Raw genomic sequence first — 19,606 nt, 5'->3', positions numbered from 1 at the left:
TAAGCTATCTTCATAATTAAAAAGTGAAAGGAATAATAGATATGGAAGTAAAAAATATGAATTTTGCAGATATTACTTCAAAAGATGTTGAAAATCTTAACGGAATGCAGAACCAGATAAAAACGAAAGATGGCAAAGATGTAATCTTGCTGGCATATGAAAAATAAGGAATAAAACCATTGAAAGGGGCTGAGCGCCCCTTTTTTCATAAAGAGAATTTAATCTTTATTATACGGCTCAAAGCATAAGTCAATATCAACTACATGGTTGATTCCATCAACATATCCTGCATTTGTATATTGCCACATTTTAAAATCATAAGGGAAAGTTGGACAATTAGCATACTGGGCCAGCCAGATATCAAAGTCTGAAATCTGATTAAGATCATAACAATCTGTCAGCCAGGACCCATTGCCATATATCATGGGAGTATAACCTGCAGATCCTATTCGTTTGCAAAAGGCGATAGCTATTTTTGTCCGTTGCTCTTTCGTTAAACTATAAGCCCGGTGATCTGAAGATGAAATTTCTTCTAAATCAAATACAAGAGGATATGTGACTTTATAACCATCAATACTTTGCAAAACAAAATCAGCTTCTTCTATGGCTTCTTCTTCTGTGATAGCCTGTGAAAAGAAATATACACCCACATGGATACCAGCAGAAAGGGCCTGGTTCATATTCTGAATAAAGTTTGTGTCCTGAATGATTTTGCCACTTTTATAACCTCGGTACCCTATCCTTAGCATGGTAAAAGAGATTCCAGAAGCTTTTACTTTCTGCCAGTTTATATTTCCTTGGTAGTGAGAAACATCTACTCCCTGCAAAGCCTTTATCCCCTTATCATCTGTATACTCAATCCGGCCAGGGCTGACTGAAAGGTTGTCCCAGTTATAACTGTGCAGAGGAACGTTCTCGTAAGGGTCATAAACGGAAGAGGATGAGGCTTCTGTAGCATCCTCTGTATGATTAAAGACTAAATTAAAAAGGCTGTACCAGACAAAGAGCCCAAATAAAAGAACTAAAAAGATTTTAAATGGTAAAAAAATTAATTTAGTTTTATTCTTTTTCGTCCGACGTTTTTTTTCTGCCCCATATGTCATTTCGTTTCTCCTGCTATTTATATAGTAAAATAATATCAATTTAAGTATATAATTACTATAAAACACAATTATTAAGTTTAAAAGTAGTTTATATTAAGAAATTCTTAAGGAAATAAATAAATTTTACATAAATTCTACACATAATCATCACAATCCTTGTCTATAATAAAGCTTGTAGGGGATTATTGGGACCCTGAAATATGCATTTTAAATAATGCAGGTTTCCTTCTTTTATTAGATACACACACACTAAAGAAAAACCTCCCGTTTTGGGAGGTTTTTCTTTTTTTGCTTTTTATATCTGAAACTCTTTTTTCTTTGTTAGGAAGTTTACAAATGGAAGCATTCCTATGATACATCCGATAATGGCAGGGATAATCCATCCAAGCCCCAAGCTGAATAAAGGAATTTTTGCAACCAGTACACTAAGGCCTCCCAATGAAATCCCAGCTGTCTTTAAACCGTCAAATACACCGATGATAAAGGCAAACAACAGAGCTAAAGCATAAGCTTCTGATTTGCTTTTTATCCATCTGTTGCAGAAGGATAAAAGTATAAGAGCGATGGCAGGCGGATATATCATAACCAGCGCTGGAAGCGTAACCTGTATCATTGTAGTCAGACCAATATTAGATAGTGCAAAACTGAAAATACAAACCACTGCCAGAATGCTTTTATATGAATACTTCGGAAGTATTACATTAAAGTAATCTGAAAAGGAACTTGCCAGACCTATGGAAGTAGTCAGACATGCCATCAAAACTGCAAGCCCTAAAACAATATTGCCACCTCTTCCAAGAAGCTGATAAACTACTGCGGCTAATAGCTGGCTTCCGTTTTCAAATAAAGGACTGGTTGAAGTCTGCGCACCTATAAACCCTAGGGCCAGATAAACAATACCTAAACCTACACCAGCAAGAACCCCTGCCAGCAGGGTATACTTTACGATAGCTTTGGGATGGGATATCCCAAAACCTTTGACGGAATTAATAACAACAATGGCAAAGGCTAAAGCAGCCAGACCGTCAAGTGCCAGGTAACCTTCTATCATTCCTCTGAAAAATGGAATGGATGCATATTCTCCTGTGGCAGTACCTATTTCTCCTACTGGATGTATCACACATGCAATAAAAATAACTGCAATAGAAATTAATAGTACCGGAGTCAGTATTTTTCCAACTATATCCACTAATTTGGATGGATTTATGCTCAATACATAAGTCACGCCAAAGAATATGGCGGTAAAGATAACCGAGAATAAAATCTTTGGTATACCTTCGGGAATAAAAGGAACAACTGCCAATTCAAAAGATACCGTTCCCGTTCTTGGAAGGGCAAATAGCGGGCCTATTAATAAATAGATTAAAACGCCCATAAATATGGAGAATTTTGGACCGATTAATCCAACCAGATCATCCAGTTTTGTACCTACCATAACTACGGCAGCGATACCCAGTATGGATAGCCCTGCATCGGTAGCAACAAAGCCTGCAACACTTTGAAGAAAACTTCCACCTGATAGTTGTCCCATCATTGGTGGAAAAATCATGTTGCCGGCTCCGAAGAACATAGCAAACAACATAAGGGATAACGAAAGAAGTTTACTAAAACTTAATTTTTGGTTCATTTTTTACCTCTGTCTTTTCTGTCTAAATTTTTATGCCTGAAGCTTATGATACTTGATCAGGCTCTTCCTGATCGTTGGTGATTCTCAGTTTATCAAAGATATAGAATAGAGCACTTAAAATCATACCCACAACACAAGCAAGCACCATTCCTTTTAGCTCAATTCCTGCAAATTTTACGGCAACTCCGGAAAGACCTGTTACAAATACTACAGAAGTAAGCGTAAGATTTCTCGATTTGCCATAATTCACTTTTGAATCAACCAGGATTCGGATACCGGATGCACCAATCATTCCATATAAAAGGAAGGAAATACCACCGATAACGGGTCCGGGAATTGTGCTGATGAGCTCAGATAGTTTTCCAACGAAGGAACAAACTATTGAAAGGACTGCAGCTCCTGCAATAACACGGACACTATATACTTTTGTAACGGCCATTACCCCGATATTTTCTCCATAGGTTGTTGTTGGAACAGAGCCAATCAAGCCGGACAAAGTAGTAGAAAAATAATCTGCGAATAAACTTCTGTGCAGGCCCGGATCTTTAATTAAATCCTTTCCTACGATTTCACTGGTTACAATCTGATGTCCGATATGTTCGGATGTTATAACCAGCAATACAGGAAGAATCATAAAAATTGCTTCCGCACTGAATTTTGGGGTTGTAAAATTCGGAATGGACAAAAGTGGTGCAGCCATTACTTTATCAAAACTTACAATCCCTACACATATAGCGGCAACATAACCAGCCACAATGGAAATAAGAATTGGAATAACCGCAAAGAATTTTTTAAAGAGTACATTGCCGAAAATTGCAGTACCAAGAGTAATGACAAATACGATAACATTTCTTGGATCAATTGGTGTGACCATTTGATGATAGGTATTTGTGCCTTCAATCAGTTTGTAAGAAACATTATGAAACAGCCCGGCTGTATTGGCCGCTGTCCCAGCAAGCTCCAGACCGATAAGTGCCACCACTGGTCCCATGGCTGCCGGAGGCAGAACCACATTTATCCAGTCTGCACCGAACTTATATATGATAAGTGAAAGCAGGATACCAAAGAGACCTACTGCCACGAAGCCCCCAAGGGCATATGAATAACCTAAATCTTGTCCGTATTTATCAATTAAAGTAATTACGGGCGCAATAAAAGCAAAGCTGGAGCCTAAGTAAGCCGGTGCTTTGCCTTTGGTAATAAATATAAATAATAATGTACCGATACCGTTCATTAAGAGAACCACTGCCGGATTTATCCCAAATAAGAAGGGAACTAACACTGATGCACCGAACATGGCAAACATATGTTGCAAACTAAGAGGTGCCATTAAAGAAAATGGAACTTTATCCTCCACTTGAATTATTTTTCTTTCCATAAAAAAAGCCTCCTTTCATCAGACCAAAAGAGATTATAGCATTTTCTAATGAGAGGGGCAAGTAGAATTTGTAGTATTTTGTAATATATTTTGTATTAAACGATAAAAATATATAAAAATTTATATTTTTTTGCACAATTTTATATTATTTTGTAAATATTAGAGAATAATGTCTTTAATTACTTCTCCTGCAATAATTAACCCTGCTACAGAAGGAACAAACGCCACACTACCGGGAGTTGCTTTTTCTCCAGGATCAGGTTTTGAAACAGGTACGGGCTGCTCCCTGGAATAAACTACTTTAAGTTTTCTTATTCCCCTCTGTTTAAGTTCTTTTCTCATAACTTTTGCCAGAGGGCATACAGAGGTTTTATAAATATCTGCTACTTCAAACATAGTTGGATCAAGTTTGTTCCCTGCACCCATGCTGCTTATAACAGGAACGCCGGCAGCCTCTGCCCGCATGACTATTTCCACTTTGGCAGTTACCGTATCTACAGCATCTACAACATAATCATAATCATTAAAATTAAACTGGTCTGCCGTTTCTGGTAAATAAAAGCACTGATAAGCGTTTACATTAATCTCTGGGTTTATATCATGAATTCGCTCTTTCATAACCTGAACCTTAGCTATCCCTACAGTTTTAGAAGTAGCGATAAGCTGCCGGTTAATATTACTGATACTAACTTCATCTTTATCAATAATGTCAATAGTGCCAACCCCGCTTCTGGCAAGAGCTTCTACAACATAGCCCCCAACTCCACCAATACCGAAAACAGCAACTCTGGATCCAGACAATTTATTTAAAGCTTCAGAGCCTAAAAGTCGTTCCGTTCTTGAATATATAGTTTCTTGTCCCTGCATAATATCTTCTCCAATTTCTGATTAATCATGTATTTAAGTTAGAATCCCTCTTATTTTAGCATTTATTACTTGAATTTAAAAGGAAAAGAAGAGATAATATACATTAAATGAATTAACTAAAAAATACTAAAAAAATTGTTTGGTAGAACAAAATAGGGGGCGAGTTTATTGAAAACCATGAATAAGACAGATGCATTAGAATTATTAAAAGAATATAATAAAGAAGAATTCCATATCATACATGGACTGACTGTTGCCGGCTGCATGAAATATTTTGCGGAAAAGCTGGGATATGAAGAAGACTCTGATTTCTGGGAAGTAGTAGGATTGCTTCACGATATAGACTTTGAGCTGTATCCGGAGGAACACTGTATAAAAGCCCAGGAAATACTGAAAGAAAAGGGCTTTGAATCGGATTTCATTCATGCTGTTGCCAGTCACGGATATGGGTTATGTTGTGATATAAAACCTGAGCACCAAATGGAAAAAGTTCTGTTTGCAGTAGATGAACTGACTGGACTAATTGGGGCGGCTGCATTGATGAGGCCTTCAAAAAGTGTTCAGGATATGGAACCGAAGTCCGTTAAAAAGAAATTTAAGGACAAGAAGTTTGCGGCAGGTTGTTCCCGTGATGTAATAGAACAGGGAGCTGGTATGCTTGGATGGGATCTGGACCAGCTGATTGCAGAGACACTGGAAGCTATGAAGACTTGTGAATTGCAATAAAACTAATATGGTTTAAAGAAGAAAAACAAGGGTACTAAATAAGCGAAGAGGCATCCTTGTTTTTTTGTTGTTTTTTTGCCCATATACTATACAACATATAGTTGCAAGGTGTAAACTGGTAACTATATGATGTTTAATTTTTATTATTAAGGATATATAGGAGGTATTTTTATGAGCATTAGGATTACTGGAAATGTAGACCAGAAAGAGGCACAGGTATACGTGGATTATTTACAGAATAAATATAACAGGAAACTGGAAAGCTTAGATGTAAAGGCAGATGGAGAATTTGTTGATTTAAACTATGAATTTGAGCATGTAAATTTTGATCGTATCAGAAGAATTACGGGTTATCTGGTAGGAACCATGGATCACTGGAATAATGCAAAAGCAGCGGAAGAACATGACAGAGTTAAGCACGGAGTTGAAGGCCGTGAATGCTGCGGTATGGAGCGGATTTAAATTTTTAAATCAGATATGAATTTCCTTGTAATTAAAAAGATATGATGATAAAATATATGGGTTCAAAAAGTAATTTGTATTATTATGGCGTAAAGAAAGGATTATGATATATGAAAACAAATTATACAAGCCCTTTATCGGAACGTTATCCAAGCAGGGAAATGAAGTATATCTTCTCACCGGAGATGAAGTTTCGCACATGGCGTCGTCTTTGGATTGCTCTTGCAGAAACTGAAAAAGAGCTGGGCCTTCCAATTACGCAGGAACAGATTGATGAATTAAAAGAACATGCCCTTGATATAAACTATGAAGTTGCTAAGGAAAGAGAAGCAGTTGTAAGACATGATGTTATGTCACATGTTTATGCTTATGGGCAGCAGTGTCCCAAAGCAAAAGGAATTATACATCTGGGGGCAACTTCCTGTTATGTAGGGGACAACACAGATCTTATCATTATGACAGAAGGTCTGAAGCTTATAAGGGAGAAGCTGATTAACGTTATAGCTGAACTTGCTAAATTTGCAGCTCAGTATAAGGACATGCCAACCCTGGGATTTACCCATTTCCAGGCAGCTCAGCCAACAACTGTAGGAAAGCGTGCAACTCTTTGGATGCAGGATTTATTACTGGATCTGGAAGATTTGGAACATCTGATTAAATCCATGAAACTTCTTGGTTCCAAGGGAACTACCGGAACCCAGGCAAGTTTTCTTGAATTGTTTGATGGGGATCATGAAAAAGTTAAAAAAATAGATGGTATGATAGCAGAGAAAATGGGTTTTGAGGCATGCTATGCCGTTTCAGGCCAGACTTACAGCCGTAAAGTGGACAGCCGGGTATTGAATGTACTCAGTGGAATAGCACAAAGTGCCCACAAATTTTCAAATGATATAAGATTATTACAGCATTTAAAAGAAGTTGAGGAACCTTTTGAAAAAAGTCAGATTGGTTCGTCAGCTATGGCATATAAAAGAAATCCTATGAGAAGTGAAAGAATTGCTTCTTTAGCGAATTATGTGATTGCAGATGCCAATAATCCTGCCATTACAGCAGCAACCCAGTGGTTTGAAAGAACTCTTGATGATTCGGCAAACAAAAGAATAAGCATTCCAGAAGGCTTTTTAGCAGTAGATGGAATTCTGGAACTTTATTTAAACATTACCGATGGACTTGTAGTTTATCCCAAGGTTATTCGTGCCAGACTGATGCAGGAATTACCATTCATGGCAACTGAAAATATCCTGATGGATGCAGTAAAAGCCGGAGGAGACAGACAGGAACTACATGAAAGAATCCGTGAACACTCTATGGAAGCTGGAAAAATGGTTAAGGTTGAAGGTAAAGACAACGACTTACTAGAGCGAATAGCGAAAGACCCTGCATTTAATATGACGATAGAGCAGCTGCAAAGTATTATGGATCCTGCAAATTTTGTGGGAAGAGCAGTGCAGCAGACTACTGAATTTATTGAAGAAATAGTAAAGCCTATTTTGGAGAAGAATAAGGATATATTAGGTATTACAGGAGAAGTAACTGTTTAGTGTTTGACATTTAATAGCAAATGACACACGCCAGAGGTCGGTTTAATCTGGTGAAAATATTTTCCCTGGTTAAATCGGCTTTTTTAATTAATAAATTTGATAAAAATAGAAAGAAGAAGGTGTTTTTATGGTAAAAGCAATCGTAGGCGCTAATTGGGGCGATGAAGGAAAAGGTAAGATTACAGACATGCTTGCTAAAGAATGCGACATAATCGTAAGATTCCAGGGCGGAAGCAATGCTGGACATACAATTGTCAATGATTATGGCAAGTTTGCGTTACATTTGCTGCCTTCCGGTGTGTTTTATAAGCACACAACCAGTGTTATCGGTAACGGAGTAGCATTAAACATCCCATATCTTGTAAAGGAGATAAATTCTCTGGTTGAACAGGGAGTTCCAAAGCCTAAAGTATTAGTTTCAGACAGAGCGCAAATCTTAATGCCTTACCATATTTTATTTGATGAATATGAAGAGGAAAGACTGGGGGGAAATCCTTTGGTTCAACAAAGTCCGGGATTGCACCTTGTTATTCTGACAAATACGCAAAAATTGGATTTCAGGTGAATGAACTCTTTGATGAAGATACATTAAAAGAAAAAATAAATAATGTATGTGAACAGAAAAATATTATTTTGGAACATTTATATCATAAGCCAGCCATTGACAAGGAACAGCTTTACAAAACCATGGTAGAATACCGTGAAATGGTGAGACCTTATGTGTGTAATGTAGCTGCATATCTGTACAATGCCATAAAAGAAGGCAAGACTATTCTTCTTGAAGGCCAGCTGGGTGCACTAAAAGATACGGATCATGGAATTTATCCTATGGTTACTTCCTCTTCTACTTTAGCTGCTTATGGCGCTATTGGAGCAGGTATTGCACCTTATGAAATCAAGGATATTATAACTGTAGTTAAAGCTTACTCCAGTGCAGTTGGTGCAGGAGCATTTGTAAGTGAACTGTTTGGAGATGAAGCAGAAGAGCTTAGAAAGCGTGGAGGCGATGGCGGTGAATATGGTGCTACTACTGGAAGACCTAGACGTGTAGGCTGGTTTGATGCAGTCGCTACCAAGTACGGATGTCGTATGCAGGGGGCTACAGAAGTTGCTCTTACTGTATTGGATCCTCTTGGATATTTAGATGAAATTCCTATTTGCGTGGGTTATGAAATCGATGGTGAAGTGACAACAGATTTCCCCAATACAACTCAGCTTTACAAAGCAAAGCCAGTATTAAAGAAACTGCCGGGCTGGAAATGTGATATCAGAGGCATCAGAGAGTTTGATAAGCTTCCAGTTGAATGCCAGAATTATGTAAATGAGATTGAAAAGGAAATCGGCGTATCAATTACAATGGTTTCCAACGGACCAGGCCGTGATGATATCATCATAAGAAAATAGAAACGGCCAAGTCGGTCAAACCGGAGCAGGGTCTCTTACAGCTGGTGATTGCCAGAGCCGGTGCTCTCAAAATTGGAGATTAGGGAGTCAATACTCTCAGAATTGTTGATCAGGGAACCAGTGCTCTCAAAATTGAATAAAATTAAGATTTATGGTAGCTTTTTTTGCAAAAGCTGCCATATTTTTTTGGAATTACAGAAATGTGGTAGTATTTTTGATCTATTAAAGAAATTAAGCACGAAATAGCCGGGTTTTATGCAAAAAACCTACCGAGATATTAGTTTTTTATAAATTTTCGGTAGGCTAGGCTCTAAGCAAGCAAGGATTTGACCCTTAGAGATAATAATTTGTAAGGAAATCTTATGAAAGCAAAATAAATCTTAAGTAAAGGGTTGAATTTGCTTGTTGAATATATTACAATAAATGTAATTAAATTACATTTATGCTGAACGGCATTTTAATTTATGATAAAAGGGGATAATATGCTGTTGTCAAAAGAACAGTTAATTTCTAGCTTAAAGACCCAAAGAAAATTAGTTCAGGGATTTAAAAATGAATTATATACTCTGGAAAAAGGCAAGTTAACAGCAAGATATCGTAACACCAGAGTAGAACTATATCAGGTTTTAAATGAGGAATCAGGAAGGGTGGAGAAAAGAATCTATGAAAGTGGTGCTAGGGGTTCCGAAATTGCAAAGAGCTTAAGGCGAAGATGGTGTGTGGAGAAAAGTATAGCTATACTGGAAAAAAACATTCAGTGTATGGAGAAAATAATTAAATTTTATATAAATTTTGATCCATTTTATATAAGTGAAAGTATGCCTAAACCGTATAAAACTAATGAGTGGAGATTTGATGGAGTACCCTTAAGGGCAGGGTACGATTCCAATTTGATTTCTAATTTATGCCTTATAGGGGAACTGGACAAAAAGAATACAGGTATTCCACTTAATTCAAATGAAAACAGTATTGTATTGAACTCCGAAGGCTTAAAGTTTGATACGGGGCTGGGCTTTAAAGTAAGGTCTAAGTCAGAGGCTATAATAGCTATGGTATTACATAAATATGGCTTAATATATAAATATGAGATGCACCTTTATATCAATGGGAAATCATACTGCCCTGATTTTGTAATAATTGATAAAAACAAAGAGATTATTATATGGGAGCATTTTGGAATGATGGATAATCGCAACTATCAAAAGGCAGCAAATAAAAAGGTAGGAGATTATCTTTCTGAAGATTTAGTAATAGGAAAAAATTTTTTTATAACAAGTGGAACCAGCAGGATGCCGTTAGATATTAGCGTAGTTGAAGAATTTGTGGCAAGAATCGCACAGTGAGCTTGAAGTGTCACAGGCAAGTTTTCGTTATAATTGTACATATAATTTCAACTTTTAAGGAAAGAATAAGCCTTGAAAGGAAGGTGAATTCTTTGAAAGAGCTAGACAATTTATGGGAAACTTCCAATATGGAAAATTCCAAAAATTTTAAACCAGAAGGGAAAGATCTTTGGTTTGGAAATGAAAAATATGCAGAGCAATTAGTTAAAAATGGAAATATTCCACCGGGAAGTATTCAGCATCAGAACCTGGGGCATAATTCTAAAAAAGAGGGCCTAGGGCCAAATACAAAACGTTAGTCAGAGAGCTGACCTTAAAGTTTAACTTTGGGCCAGCTTTTTTGTTGTAAAAACCACCATATCTTCACACAATAGTCATATTTAAGTCAGAACATCCCCATATTTTTCCATTAACATAGAATATGACAATAAGGAAAGAGAGGATAGACTGAGTGGACGGTGAAATGAAAAATAACAAGGCAAAGGATTTTGGGGCAGAGTCTTATTAAAAATTAAAAATGGGCTGGTTTGTTTAGGGACTAAGGTAGAAGGCATATTAAGCAAAATACCCCTTGTAAAGAAACTGACAAAATTGCCTCCTAAAAAGAAAAAAATAGCATACATAGCATTGGCATTGGCAGTTATTTTACCAGTCTCTTATACTTTAAGCAGTATGGCAGCAGGAAAAGAAACAGCCTCCGGATTTACTGAGTATACGGTGAAAAAGGGAAACGTGGAAGTGGCTGTCAGTGGATCTGGAACGGTTACTCCGGTGGAACAGTACAGCATTTCCGCATTAGTTCAGGGAGATGTAGTTAAAGATACCTTTAAAGAAGGAGACACGGTGAAAAAAGGCGACGTGCTTTATGTAGTGGATTCTGAAGAAATGGAAAATTCTCTGGAGAAAGCAGACATTGCATTGGAAAAACAACAGTTAAGTTATGAAGACAGTGCCAAAGCTTATGCCGGACTTAAAGTAACATCTCCCATTAAAGGAATGATAGATGAACTTTATGTAGCCAAGGGAGATTCCCTGCAAAAGGGTTCGAAAATAGCTAAAGTTGTTGACAATGACACCATGACAGCAAGAATACCCTTTAGTGAAATAGATGCAGGGGGCCTTTATGCAGGAGAAACGGTCACGGTTACAGTAGAGAATACCTTTGAGCAGCTGACTGGCAAGATAAGCAAAATGTACAATTCAAAAAGAGTTTTGAATGGATACATAACAGTTACGGATGTGGAAGTAGAACTGACCAATCCAGGCTATCTGCAAACAGGTACCTATATTTCTGTGACTGCAGGGGGAAAATCCTGTTACTCTTCTGCTCCGCTGGAAGCATCCTCCGAAAAAACGGTTTTAGCAGAAACTGCAGGAACGGTTAACTCAATAAATATAAAAGGAGCCTATTTAAAAAAGGGCGGGGTTATAGCCACACTGGACAGCGATGATGCGGAAGACCAGCTGAAAAACAGTCAGTTATCCCTTCGGGATTCCCAGATCTCATATATTAATACCCAGAAACAACTGGATAATTACACCCTTAAGTCTCCCATTTCCGGAACGGTTATTTCAAAGACAGTGAAAGCAGGAGATAAGCTAGATGAAAATAATACCACAACCATGGCTGTTATTGCAGATATGTCTAAAATTACCTTTCAAATCAGTGTAGATGAACTGGATATATCAAGTATGAGTGTAGGGCAGAAAGTTGATATTACAGCAGATGCCCTTCCAGATAAAAAGTTCACAGGGTATGTGGAGAAAATTGGGCTCTTAGGCACCTCCAGTGAAGGAGTAACTTCTTATCCCGTTACCATTGTTATAAATAAGCCTGAGGGTTTGTGGCCAGGTATGAATGTAACTGCAAATATTGTAATTGATTCGGCAGAAGATGTTCTGGTGGTACCAGTGGCTGCTGTGGCCAGGGGAAATGCAGTAACCATGCAAGATGGTACAGAAAAACAAGTGACCATAGGTCTAAGCGATGACAACAACGCCGAAATTAAAAAAGGCCTTAAAAAAGGTGATGTAATAAGAGTGAAAGTTCAGGCAAAGGAATCTTCCAACAATAAAGATGCCATGATGGGTGGCCCTGAAATGGGTGGAGGTCAGGGAGGAGGACCTTCTGGAGCTCCATCTGGCAGCGGAGGATCTCCTGGTGGCGGCGGCGCTCCTAGTGGAATGTAGGTGCAGTCATGATAAAGCTAGAAGATATTTATAAAATTTATCTCATGGGGGACACGGAAATCCATGCACTGGATGGCATTTCACTGGAAATCAGGGAACGGGAAATGGCAGCTATAATCGGCCAGTCCGGTTCCGGAAAGTCCACATGCATGAATATCATAGGCTGCCTTGATGTGCCCACAAAAGGAAAATATTATTTAAACGGGGTTGATGTGAGCACATTGAATGATGACCAGCAGGCAGAATTTCGAAACAAGACCCTGGGGTTTATATTCCAGCAGTACAACCTGATTACCAAACTGAACGTTCTTGAAAATGTTGAACTTCCACTGATTTATAAGGGATTGGCAGAAGAAGAAAGAAAAGAACGGGCCATTATGGCCTTAAAAAAAGTGGGATTAGATAATAAAACGGCAAATATGCCGTCCCAGCTTTCCGGAGGGCAGCAACAGCGGGTTTCCATAGCCAGAGCTCTGGCTGGAAATCCTTCCATTATTCTTGCGGATGAGCCTACAGGGGCTCTTGATAGTAAAACAGGACGTGAAGTACTGGAGTTTTTGCAACAGGTAAACGCAGAAGGAAATACAGTAATTCTCATAACTCATGATATGGGAGTAGCAGAAAAAGCAAAAAGGATTATTCGCGTTTCTGATGGAAAGATAGTGGAGGATAGTGGACACTCTGTTCCAGAGGTAAGGATAAGTTCAAGGGAGCCGTATGGTCTCGCAGGAGGTGGATTTTATGAACTTTAAGCAATCTTTTACTCTTGCACTGAAAAGCTTAAAAACAAGCAAAATGAGAGCATTTCTCACCATGCTGGGCATTATCATTGGAGTAGCCTCAGTAATCGTTCTAATCAGCCTTATGAATGGCTTGTCATCGGATATGACATCCAAGTTTGAGAGCATGGGAACAAACACCATTACTGTAAACCTTGTTGGAAGGGGAGGAAACCGGGCAGTTAAAGTTGACGATATAGAAAAACTTGTAAAGGAAAATCCTGCATATCTGTCTGAGTACAGTCCTCTGGTGACGGCCTCCGTTACGGTTAAAAGTGGCACAGAGTCTATTGATACCACCAAAGTTAAGGGAGTAAATGAGAATTATCAGGAAATGCAGCACATTGAACTGGATCAGGGCAGATTCGTCCAGTATATTGATACGGTCCGGCGGCAGAAAATCTGTGTGGCAGGCAGTTATGTGGTAAAGCAGTTGTTCGGCAAGACAAATCCCATAGGACAGACCATTAAAATAAATGGTTCGGAATATACAATCGTGGGATTGCTCACGGAGACCGCTGATTCTGTAGAGAGCTCCGATGACGACGTGATATATGTCCCTTATTCCGTTGCAACCAGGCTGTCCTTCAATGGCAACATCAGCAGCTATTACATAACCGCAGTGAATACAGATAATATGGATGTAACGGTTGCCTTGATTGAAAACGCATTGTATAAAATCTACGGCAGTGAAGATGCTTATCGTGTTACCAGTATGACTTCCATGATTGAACAGGTCAATGAGATGACCGGTTCCATAGCAGCGGTGCTTGTAGGTATCGCTGGAATATCACTGGTTGTGGGGGGATAGGCATAATGAATATTATGCTGGTCTCTGTTACAGAGAGGACAAGAGAAATCGGAATCCGAAAAGCCCTTGGAGCAAAACGCAAAAATATTATGGAGCAGTTTATCATTGAGGCAGCAACAACCAGTGCTCTGGGAGGTGTTATTGGTATCCTGTTTGGCGCTCTCGTTTCTTTTGCAGCTGGGAAGATCATGGACATGACAGTAATCGTTTCCTTAAATGCCATACTGCTGGCTTTTTCGGTATCCGTAGGAATTGGTGTGATTTTCGGTTACTTCCCTGCCAACAAAGCAGCAAAGATGCATCCAATAGATGCTTTGCGATACGATTAAAATCAATTTTTTAATTTAATAAAAAGGAGAATCTTTATGGGCACAAAGAATGTAATTTCTACAAAGAAAATAATATATCAAAGTATGGCTATGATTTTAATTCTGCTTCTTTTGCTGGGAATGAACGGAATCAATCCCCAGGAGGTAAAGGCAGAAACCGACTCTGCCTCCAGTGCAACTATGATGCTGGAAGCTATGGGAGTTATTTCAGCAGACAGTTCCGGAAACTATAATTTAGGGGCCAACATTACAAGGGCGCAATATGCCAAGATGCTGGTCATGGCTTCAAAGTATAAAGATCAGGTTGCAGTATCCTCCTATTCTTCATTATTTAAAGATGTCAGTGCCAGTAACTGGGCAGCACCATATATTAAGTTAGCAGCTTCCAATAACCTGCTGTCTGGCTACAGTAATGGGGACTTTAAGCCTAACAGTATGGTGACGCTGGAGCAGGGTGTGAATAGTGCCTTGATTTTATTGGGATACACACAGTCAGACTTTACAGGAGCCTTTCCATATGCCCAGATGAATCTCTACTCATCATTAGGTCTTTCTTCTGGTATTGTTGGCGGCATTGGCACCCTTATGACAAAAGGAGATGCTGTACAGCTTCTTTACAATGCATTAAAAACGGATTTAAAAGATGGAAGCAAGACCTACGCAGAATCCCTGGGATATTCGGTAAACGATAATGGTGAAGTGAACTATGCAGGGGTCGTAACAGATAATATGAATGGGCCATATACGGTTACCTCATCCGACTGGTACAGCAAATTGGGAATTAATTCCGGAGCAGCGGTATACAAAAATGGAAATAAAATAAAGCTTGCTGATGTGGAAACATACGATATTGTTTATTATTCCAATTCAAAAAGTACCGTCTGGGTTTATAATGACAGAGTAACAGGTATTTACGATAAAGCTTCACCAAGTCAGGATGCAGTTACCAGCATTACCCTGTCAGGAAAAACTTATACGCTGGAATCTACAAAAGCTTTTTCTGCATTGTCTTCAACCGGGGACTTGAAAATAGGGGATGCCATAACCTTGTTGCTTGGAAGAAATGGCAACGTGGCAGATGCAGTTAGCAGCACGGTTTTAAAGCAGGAGACGATCCTTTACGTAACGGAAGCGGATACGTCAAACATTAAAGGTATAACCCCAGAGGGGAAGGAAGTTGCGTATAGCGTAGATAAAAATACAACAGTTGAAGCAGGTGATGTGATTAAAATAACTTTTGATTCCAAGGAAAACATGCAGATTTCCTCTGTTTCAGGAGGGGGGACTGTTGCAGGAAAAGCAGATTCTTCACTTATGAATATTGGGACACAAAGATTTCTGGCACAGCTACTATTTTAGACACCTATGAGGGAGCCTACACCGCAACGTCTCTAAGCCGGCTGGATGGTCTGACACTGGATAGTGACGACATACTATATTACCAGGCAAAAAACGGGTACGTGACCAGTCTGATATTGAATAATGTCACAGGAGATTCATTAAAATATGGGGTTATAACTTCTGCCAAATCTTCAGGCAAAAACAGTTCTGCCACAAGCGGCAACTACACCTATGATATAAAAGGAAGTAAGTATTCTTTAAGCAGCAGTAATACCAACTTTAATGTATCAGCCGGGCCTGCAATGTTTTACGGAGCAGGAACCAGTGTTGAGAAGATGAAAAATATAACCAGGGCTAATTTAAAGGCCCAGTCTTTTGACGGTTCAACTGTAAAATTCACAGATGGAACGACTTTTAAAGTTGCAGCAGATGTAGCAGTTTATGAATATAAAACCTCAACAGAAACCTACAGCTATAAAGGTTCGATCACGGATGCCCTTGCAGCCTATAAAGCAGGAAAGACACTGGCTTACTGCTATGATAAGGATGCTGACAGGGGAGGACAGATTAGGGTCATTATATATCAATAAATGACACTTGAAGAAGCACAAGGGGAAAATTCACCTTGTGTTTTTTTTGCCATTATCAGGAACAAAGTATTGACTTTTTCGTCTAATCAAAATATGGTAAATGTGGGAACATAAAGAATTCGTAAATAAGGAGGTTTTTGGGGAGTATGAACAAAAGAAAAAACAGGATAGTCAGCAGTATTCTACTGGTTGTCCTAATGGCCACAAGTTTCAGTGGCTGTCAATCATCGTCAAAGAGTAAGGAGGGTCAAAACAGTGAGCTTTTGACGCCGTCAACAGCGTTTGCGTCATATAAGGAGGTACCTGTTAATGTGACTCCTTCAGTAAAGGCGTATCAGGTATCAGGGGATTTAAGCAATGTTACAAATAAGGACCGTTTCGCCTTATCAGCAGAAGCTAAAAAACTGATGGCTAAAAATGGTTTTGTAGTAATCCCAGATCCAATGGAGGAGTTTTTCATTAGCTATGAAATGAATCGCTACGACAATATACCTAATTTTGTGACAACAGATGCTATACTACATAATTATCATTTATATTTCAGCTATTTATTAAGGACGCTGGAAAAGAATAATTTACGCAGCGAACTGGATTCTCTTACCAAGTCAATGCTGGCTAAAAGCCAGAAACAATATGAATCATTAAAGAAAACAGAATGGGAAAATGCTGCAAAACGAAATGTGGCCTTTTTCGCTGTGGCTGCTAAGCTGCTTGATTCCAAATCTGAAGTACCTTCTGCTGTGGGGAAAGAAGTAAAAGATGAACTGCAGTTAATTAGTAATCATCAGGAGACATTCACTCCGTCACCGGTCATGAACATTGGAAATACCGATGCAGGAGTAACGGAAACCTTTAATGAAGATTATACTCAATATATTCCAAGAGGCCATTATACCAAATCAGATGAGCTGAAAACCTATTTCCAGACCATGATGTGGTATGGGAGAATGAATTTCCGCGCTTCCAGTGAGGATGAAACAAAATCAGCGGTGCTGATGACTCTGCTTTTCGATCAGAAGGATTATAAGCACTGGGATAATATTTACCAACCTACAAATTTCTTTGTAGGAAAAAGCGATGACTTAGGAATCAACCAGTATTATCCATTGTTAAAGAAGGTTTATGGGGACATTCCTTCTCTGGATGTGCTGACTAAGAATACAAAGAACTGGGAAAGTATGCTTGGTGGAATTAAAAAAATGAATCCACCTGACATAAACTCTATGCCTATTTTTGACAAAAACATACAGCCTGACAAAGAAAAAGTAATCAAAGGGTTCCGGTTTATGGGACAACGATTTACCTTAGATGCTTCCGTATTTCAACATTTAGTATACCGTGAGGTAGATAAAAACAGTAAGGGGCAGCTTCGTATGCTTCCAAAGGGTCTGGATATTCCAGCAGCCATGGGTTCACAGGAAGCCTACGCATTACTCAAGGATATGGGAGAAACCTCCTATAAAAATTATCCTGAAAATATGAAAAAAATTCAGGAACATATGACTTCTATGGATGTAAAGGACCAGACTCAAACCCTTTATGGCGCATGGCTTTATATGCTTTCACCTCTTACTGAGGCAAAAGGTGAAGGATATCCAGCTTTCATGCAGAATCAGGGGTGGACACGTAAGCAGCTGGAAACTTATCTGGGAAGTTATACGGAACTGAAGCATGATACGGTTTTATATGCTAAACAGGTCTATGCAGAAATGGGCGGTGGCGAAGAAGAGCAGGATGACAGAGGTTATGTAGAGCCAAATCCAGAAGTGTATGGAAGGCTGGCAGCCCTGACAAGAATGACCATTGATGGTCTGGAGAGCAGAAAGTTACTGGATAAGACCACCAGTGCTTCATTGAAAGAGCTGGAACAACTGGCCGTCCAGCTGAAGACTATTTCTGAAAAAGAGCTGGCAGAAAAACCTCTGAGCGACAAGGAATATGAACTGATTAAGAGCTTTGGGGGGCAGCTGGAGCATTTTTGGCTTGAAGCACTGAAAGATGAGGGAGTAGATACTCCATCGGCTGTTTCAAACAATCCGGCAGCATTGGTTACGGATATAGCAACAGATCCAAGCGGGCAGGTCCTGGAGGAAGGAACGGGAAACATCAATGATATTTATGTAGTTGTACCAGTTGCAGGATCCCTGCGTATTGCCAAGGGCGCAGTTTACTCCTATTATGAGTTCCCATGGCCATCAACGGATCGTCTTACAGATGAAAAGTGGCAGGATATGCTAAAGAACAAAAAGATTCCAGCCCCTCCGGCATGGACTAAAATCTACACAGCACCTGAAGGGTCCTCACAGTGGTAAAAAAAAGATGCACACCGGGAGCAGCTGTGGTGCTGACACTGTTACTGCTCCTGGTGGCAGCTATATTTCATGCCGTACCGCTGGACTATGGGACTCAGTTTCGAATGAAAGGCGATATAAATGGAAACGGTGTGACTGAGGAATATGAATTGACCAATTCCGTTCTTACCATCAGGGAGGACGGTAAACTCCTTTGGAAATCCCCTGAAGGGTACCATATTGATAGTTTTGCCCTGGGAGATGTAGATAATGACGGAAAGGATAACCTGGTTATCAGTCTGTGGAAAAAAGGCAGCTTCGGGGATGTTCAGCCTTTCTGGCACAAAGGACGCAATAAGGATTATAAAAATCATCTGTTCGTGTATAAGCTGGAGGGAGAAATATTAAAGAGCGTCTGGTGCTCTTCCAACCTGGATAACCCCATTGTGTCTTTTACTATCCGGGATGCAGATGGTGATGGCAACATGGAACTGGTAGTGAAAGAAGGAGAATATAAAAAAATTGATAAAGACAAATATACCTATGATCCCAAGGGCGTCGTGAGGAATACCGTCTGGAAATGGAAAGGATGGGGCTTTTACTTAGAAGACTCCTCGAAGGCCTGAGAAATTATTAATCTATTCATAAAGAACAATGCTCTTAAACGCCAAAATCCTTTATAATGAAGGGGTTTGGCGTTTTTTTGACCGGTAAATCCAATACAAATAATTTATATTGACATACACATACTACTAATGTAATATGTAGTAAAGATTAATATAATTAATACAAACAAAAGTATGGTGAAGGGAAAGGAATGATAA

The 19,606-nt window shown here is 39.1% G+C and carries 17 protein-coding genes and 2 pseudogenes; 15 read left to right on the top strand and 4 right to left on the bottom strand.

Features of this window, described 5'->3' with window-relative positions:
* Nucleotides 1-23 precede the first annotated feature (23 nt).
* The gene (locus Ami3637_RS06850; RefSeq protein ID WP_162361923.1) at nt 24-167 is read left to right on the top strand and encodes a hypothetical protein; all 144 of its coding nucleotides are present in this window, start codon (nt 24-26) and stop codon (nt 165-167) included.
* Between the two features lie 51 nt (nt 168-218).
* On the opposite strand, the gene Ami3637_RS06845 is transcribed toward Ami3637_RS06850, so the two are convergent.
* The 4 genes from Ami3637_RS06845 to Ami3637_RS06830 form a co-directional block, all read right to left on the bottom strand.
* The gene (locus Ami3637_RS06845) at nt 219-1,103 is read right to left on the bottom strand and encodes a glycoside hydrolase family 25 protein (RefSeq protein ID WP_162361922.1); all 885 of its coding nucleotides are present in this window, start codon (nt 1,101-1,103) and stop codon (nt 219-221) included.
* A 295-nt stretch (nt 1,104-1,398) separates the two neighbouring features.
* Nucleotides 1,399-2,730: a branched-chain amino acid transport system II carrier protein gene (gene brnQ, locus Ami3637_RS06840; protein WP_162361921.1), complete on the bottom strand. Its 1,332-nt coding sequence runs from the start codon at nt 2,728-2,730 to the stop codon at nt 1,399-1,401.
* A gap of 43 nt (nt 2,731-2,773) precedes the next feature.
* Nucleotides 2,774-4,108 carry a uracil permease gene (uraA, locus tag Ami3637_RS06835; RefSeq protein WP_162361920.1) on the bottom strand — a complete coding sequence of 445 codons (1,335 nt, stop codon included), beginning with the start codon at nt 4,106-4,108 and terminating at the stop codon, nt 2,774-2,776.
* 159 nt (nt 4,109-4,267) lie between these two features.
* The gene (locus Ami3637_RS06830; RefSeq protein ID WP_162361919.1) at nt 4,268-4,975 is read right to left on the bottom strand and encodes a tRNA threonylcarbamoyladenosine dehydratase; all 708 of its coding nucleotides are present in this window, start codon (nt 4,973-4,975) and stop codon (nt 4,268-4,270) included.
* 177 nt (nt 4,976-5,152) lie between these two features.
* Between Ami3637_RS06830 and Ami3637_RS06825 the strand changes: the two genes are divergently transcribed.
* The 14 genes and pseudogenes from Ami3637_RS06825 to Ami3637_RS06765 all read left to right on the top strand — a co-directional run bounded on the left by Ami3637_RS06825 (nt 5,153) and on the right by Ami3637_RS06765 (nt 19,408).
* Nucleotides 5,153-5,701 carry an HDIG domain-containing metalloprotein gene (locus Ami3637_RS06825; RefSeq protein ID WP_162363688.1) on the top strand — a complete coding sequence of 183 codons (549 nt, stop codon included), beginning with the start codon at nt 5,153-5,155 and terminating at the stop codon, nt 5,699-5,701.
* Nucleotides 5,702-6,025: 324 nt separating this feature from the next.
* Nucleotides 6,026-6,163: pseudogene (nrdD, locus tag Ami3637_RS19085) on the top strand (anaerobic ribonucleoside-triphosphate reductase); the annotation flags it as partial.
* A 110-nt stretch (nt 6,164-6,273) separates the two neighbouring features.
* Entirely contained in the window at nt 6,274-7,704 is a 1,431-nt protein-coding gene (purB, locus tag Ami3637_RS06815; protein WP_162361917.1) for an adenylosuccinate lyase, read from the top strand.
* 127 nt (nt 7,705-7,831) lie between these two features.
* Nucleotides 7,832-9,108, top strand: a pseudogene (locus Ami3637_RS06810) (adenylosuccinate synthase).
* Between the two features lie 464 nt (nt 9,109-9,572).
* Complete coding sequence (locus Ami3637_RS06805; protein WP_162361916.1) at nt 9,573-10,451, top strand: hypothetical protein; 879 nt, start codon at nt 9,573-9,575, stop codon at nt 10,449-10,451.
* Between the two features lie 92 nt (nt 10,452-10,543).
* On the top strand, nt 10,544-10,750 hold the full coding sequence (locus Ami3637_RS06800; protein WP_162361915.1) for a hypothetical protein: 207 nt from the start codon (nt 10,544-10,546) through the stop codon (nt 10,748-10,750).
* A gap of 334 nt (nt 10,751-11,084) precedes the next feature.
* Complete coding sequence (locus Ami3637_RS06795; RefSeq protein WP_162361914.1) at nt 11,085-12,641, top strand: efflux RND transporter periplasmic adaptor subunit; 1,557 nt, start codon at nt 11,085-11,087, stop codon at nt 12,639-12,641.
* A gap of 8 nt (nt 12,642-12,649) precedes the next feature.
* A complete protein-coding gene (locus Ami3637_RS06790) occupies nt 12,650-13,393 on the top strand; it encodes an ABC transporter ATP-binding protein (protein WP_162361913.1) in 744 nt (247 codons plus the stop codon).
* A complete protein-coding gene (locus Ami3637_RS06785; RefSeq protein WP_243158124.1) occupies nt 13,383-14,231 on the top strand; it encodes an ABC transporter permease in 849 nt (282 codons plus the stop codon). The genes Ami3637_RS06790 and Ami3637_RS06785 overlap by 11 nt, the downstream gene beginning before the upstream one ends.
* A gap of 5 nt (nt 14,232-14,236) precedes the next feature.
* On the top strand, nt 14,237-14,560 hold the full coding sequence (locus Ami3637_RS17360) for an ABC transporter permease (RefSeq protein ID WP_243158123.1): 324 nt from the start codon (nt 14,237-14,239) through the stop codon (nt 14,558-14,560).
* Between the two features lie 36 nt (nt 14,561-14,596).
* Nucleotides 14,597-15,919, top strand: a complete 1,323-nt coding sequence (locus Ami3637_RS06780) for an S-layer homology domain-containing protein (RefSeq protein ID WP_162361912.1) — start codon at nt 14,597-14,599, stop codon at nt 15,917-15,919.
* A gap of 116 nt (nt 15,920-16,035) precedes the next feature.
* Nucleotides 16,036-16,491, top strand: a complete 456-nt coding sequence (locus Ami3637_RS06775) for a hypothetical protein (protein WP_162361911.1) — start codon at nt 16,036-16,038, stop codon at nt 16,489-16,491.
* A gap of 146 nt (nt 16,492-16,637) precedes the next feature.
* On the top strand, nt 16,638-18,803 hold the full coding sequence (locus Ami3637_RS06770) for a DUF3160 domain-containing protein (protein ID WP_162361910.1): 2,166 nt from the start codon (nt 16,638-16,640) through the stop codon (nt 18,801-18,803).
* Entirely contained in the window at nt 18,797-19,408 is a 612-nt protein-coding gene (locus Ami3637_RS06765; protein ID WP_243158122.1) for a hypothetical protein, read from the top strand. The genes Ami3637_RS06770 and Ami3637_RS06765 overlap by 7 nt, the downstream gene beginning before the upstream one ends.
* Nucleotides 19,409-19,606: the final 198 nt, after the last annotated feature.

Source organism: Aminipila terrae (genome assembly GCF_010120715.1).
In the GTDB taxonomy this organism is placed as follows: domain Bacteria; phylum Bacillota; class Clostridia; order Peptostreptococcales; family Anaerovoracaceae; genus Aminipila; species Aminipila terrae.
This window is presented reverse-complemented; position numbering and strand designations above follow the sequence as displayed.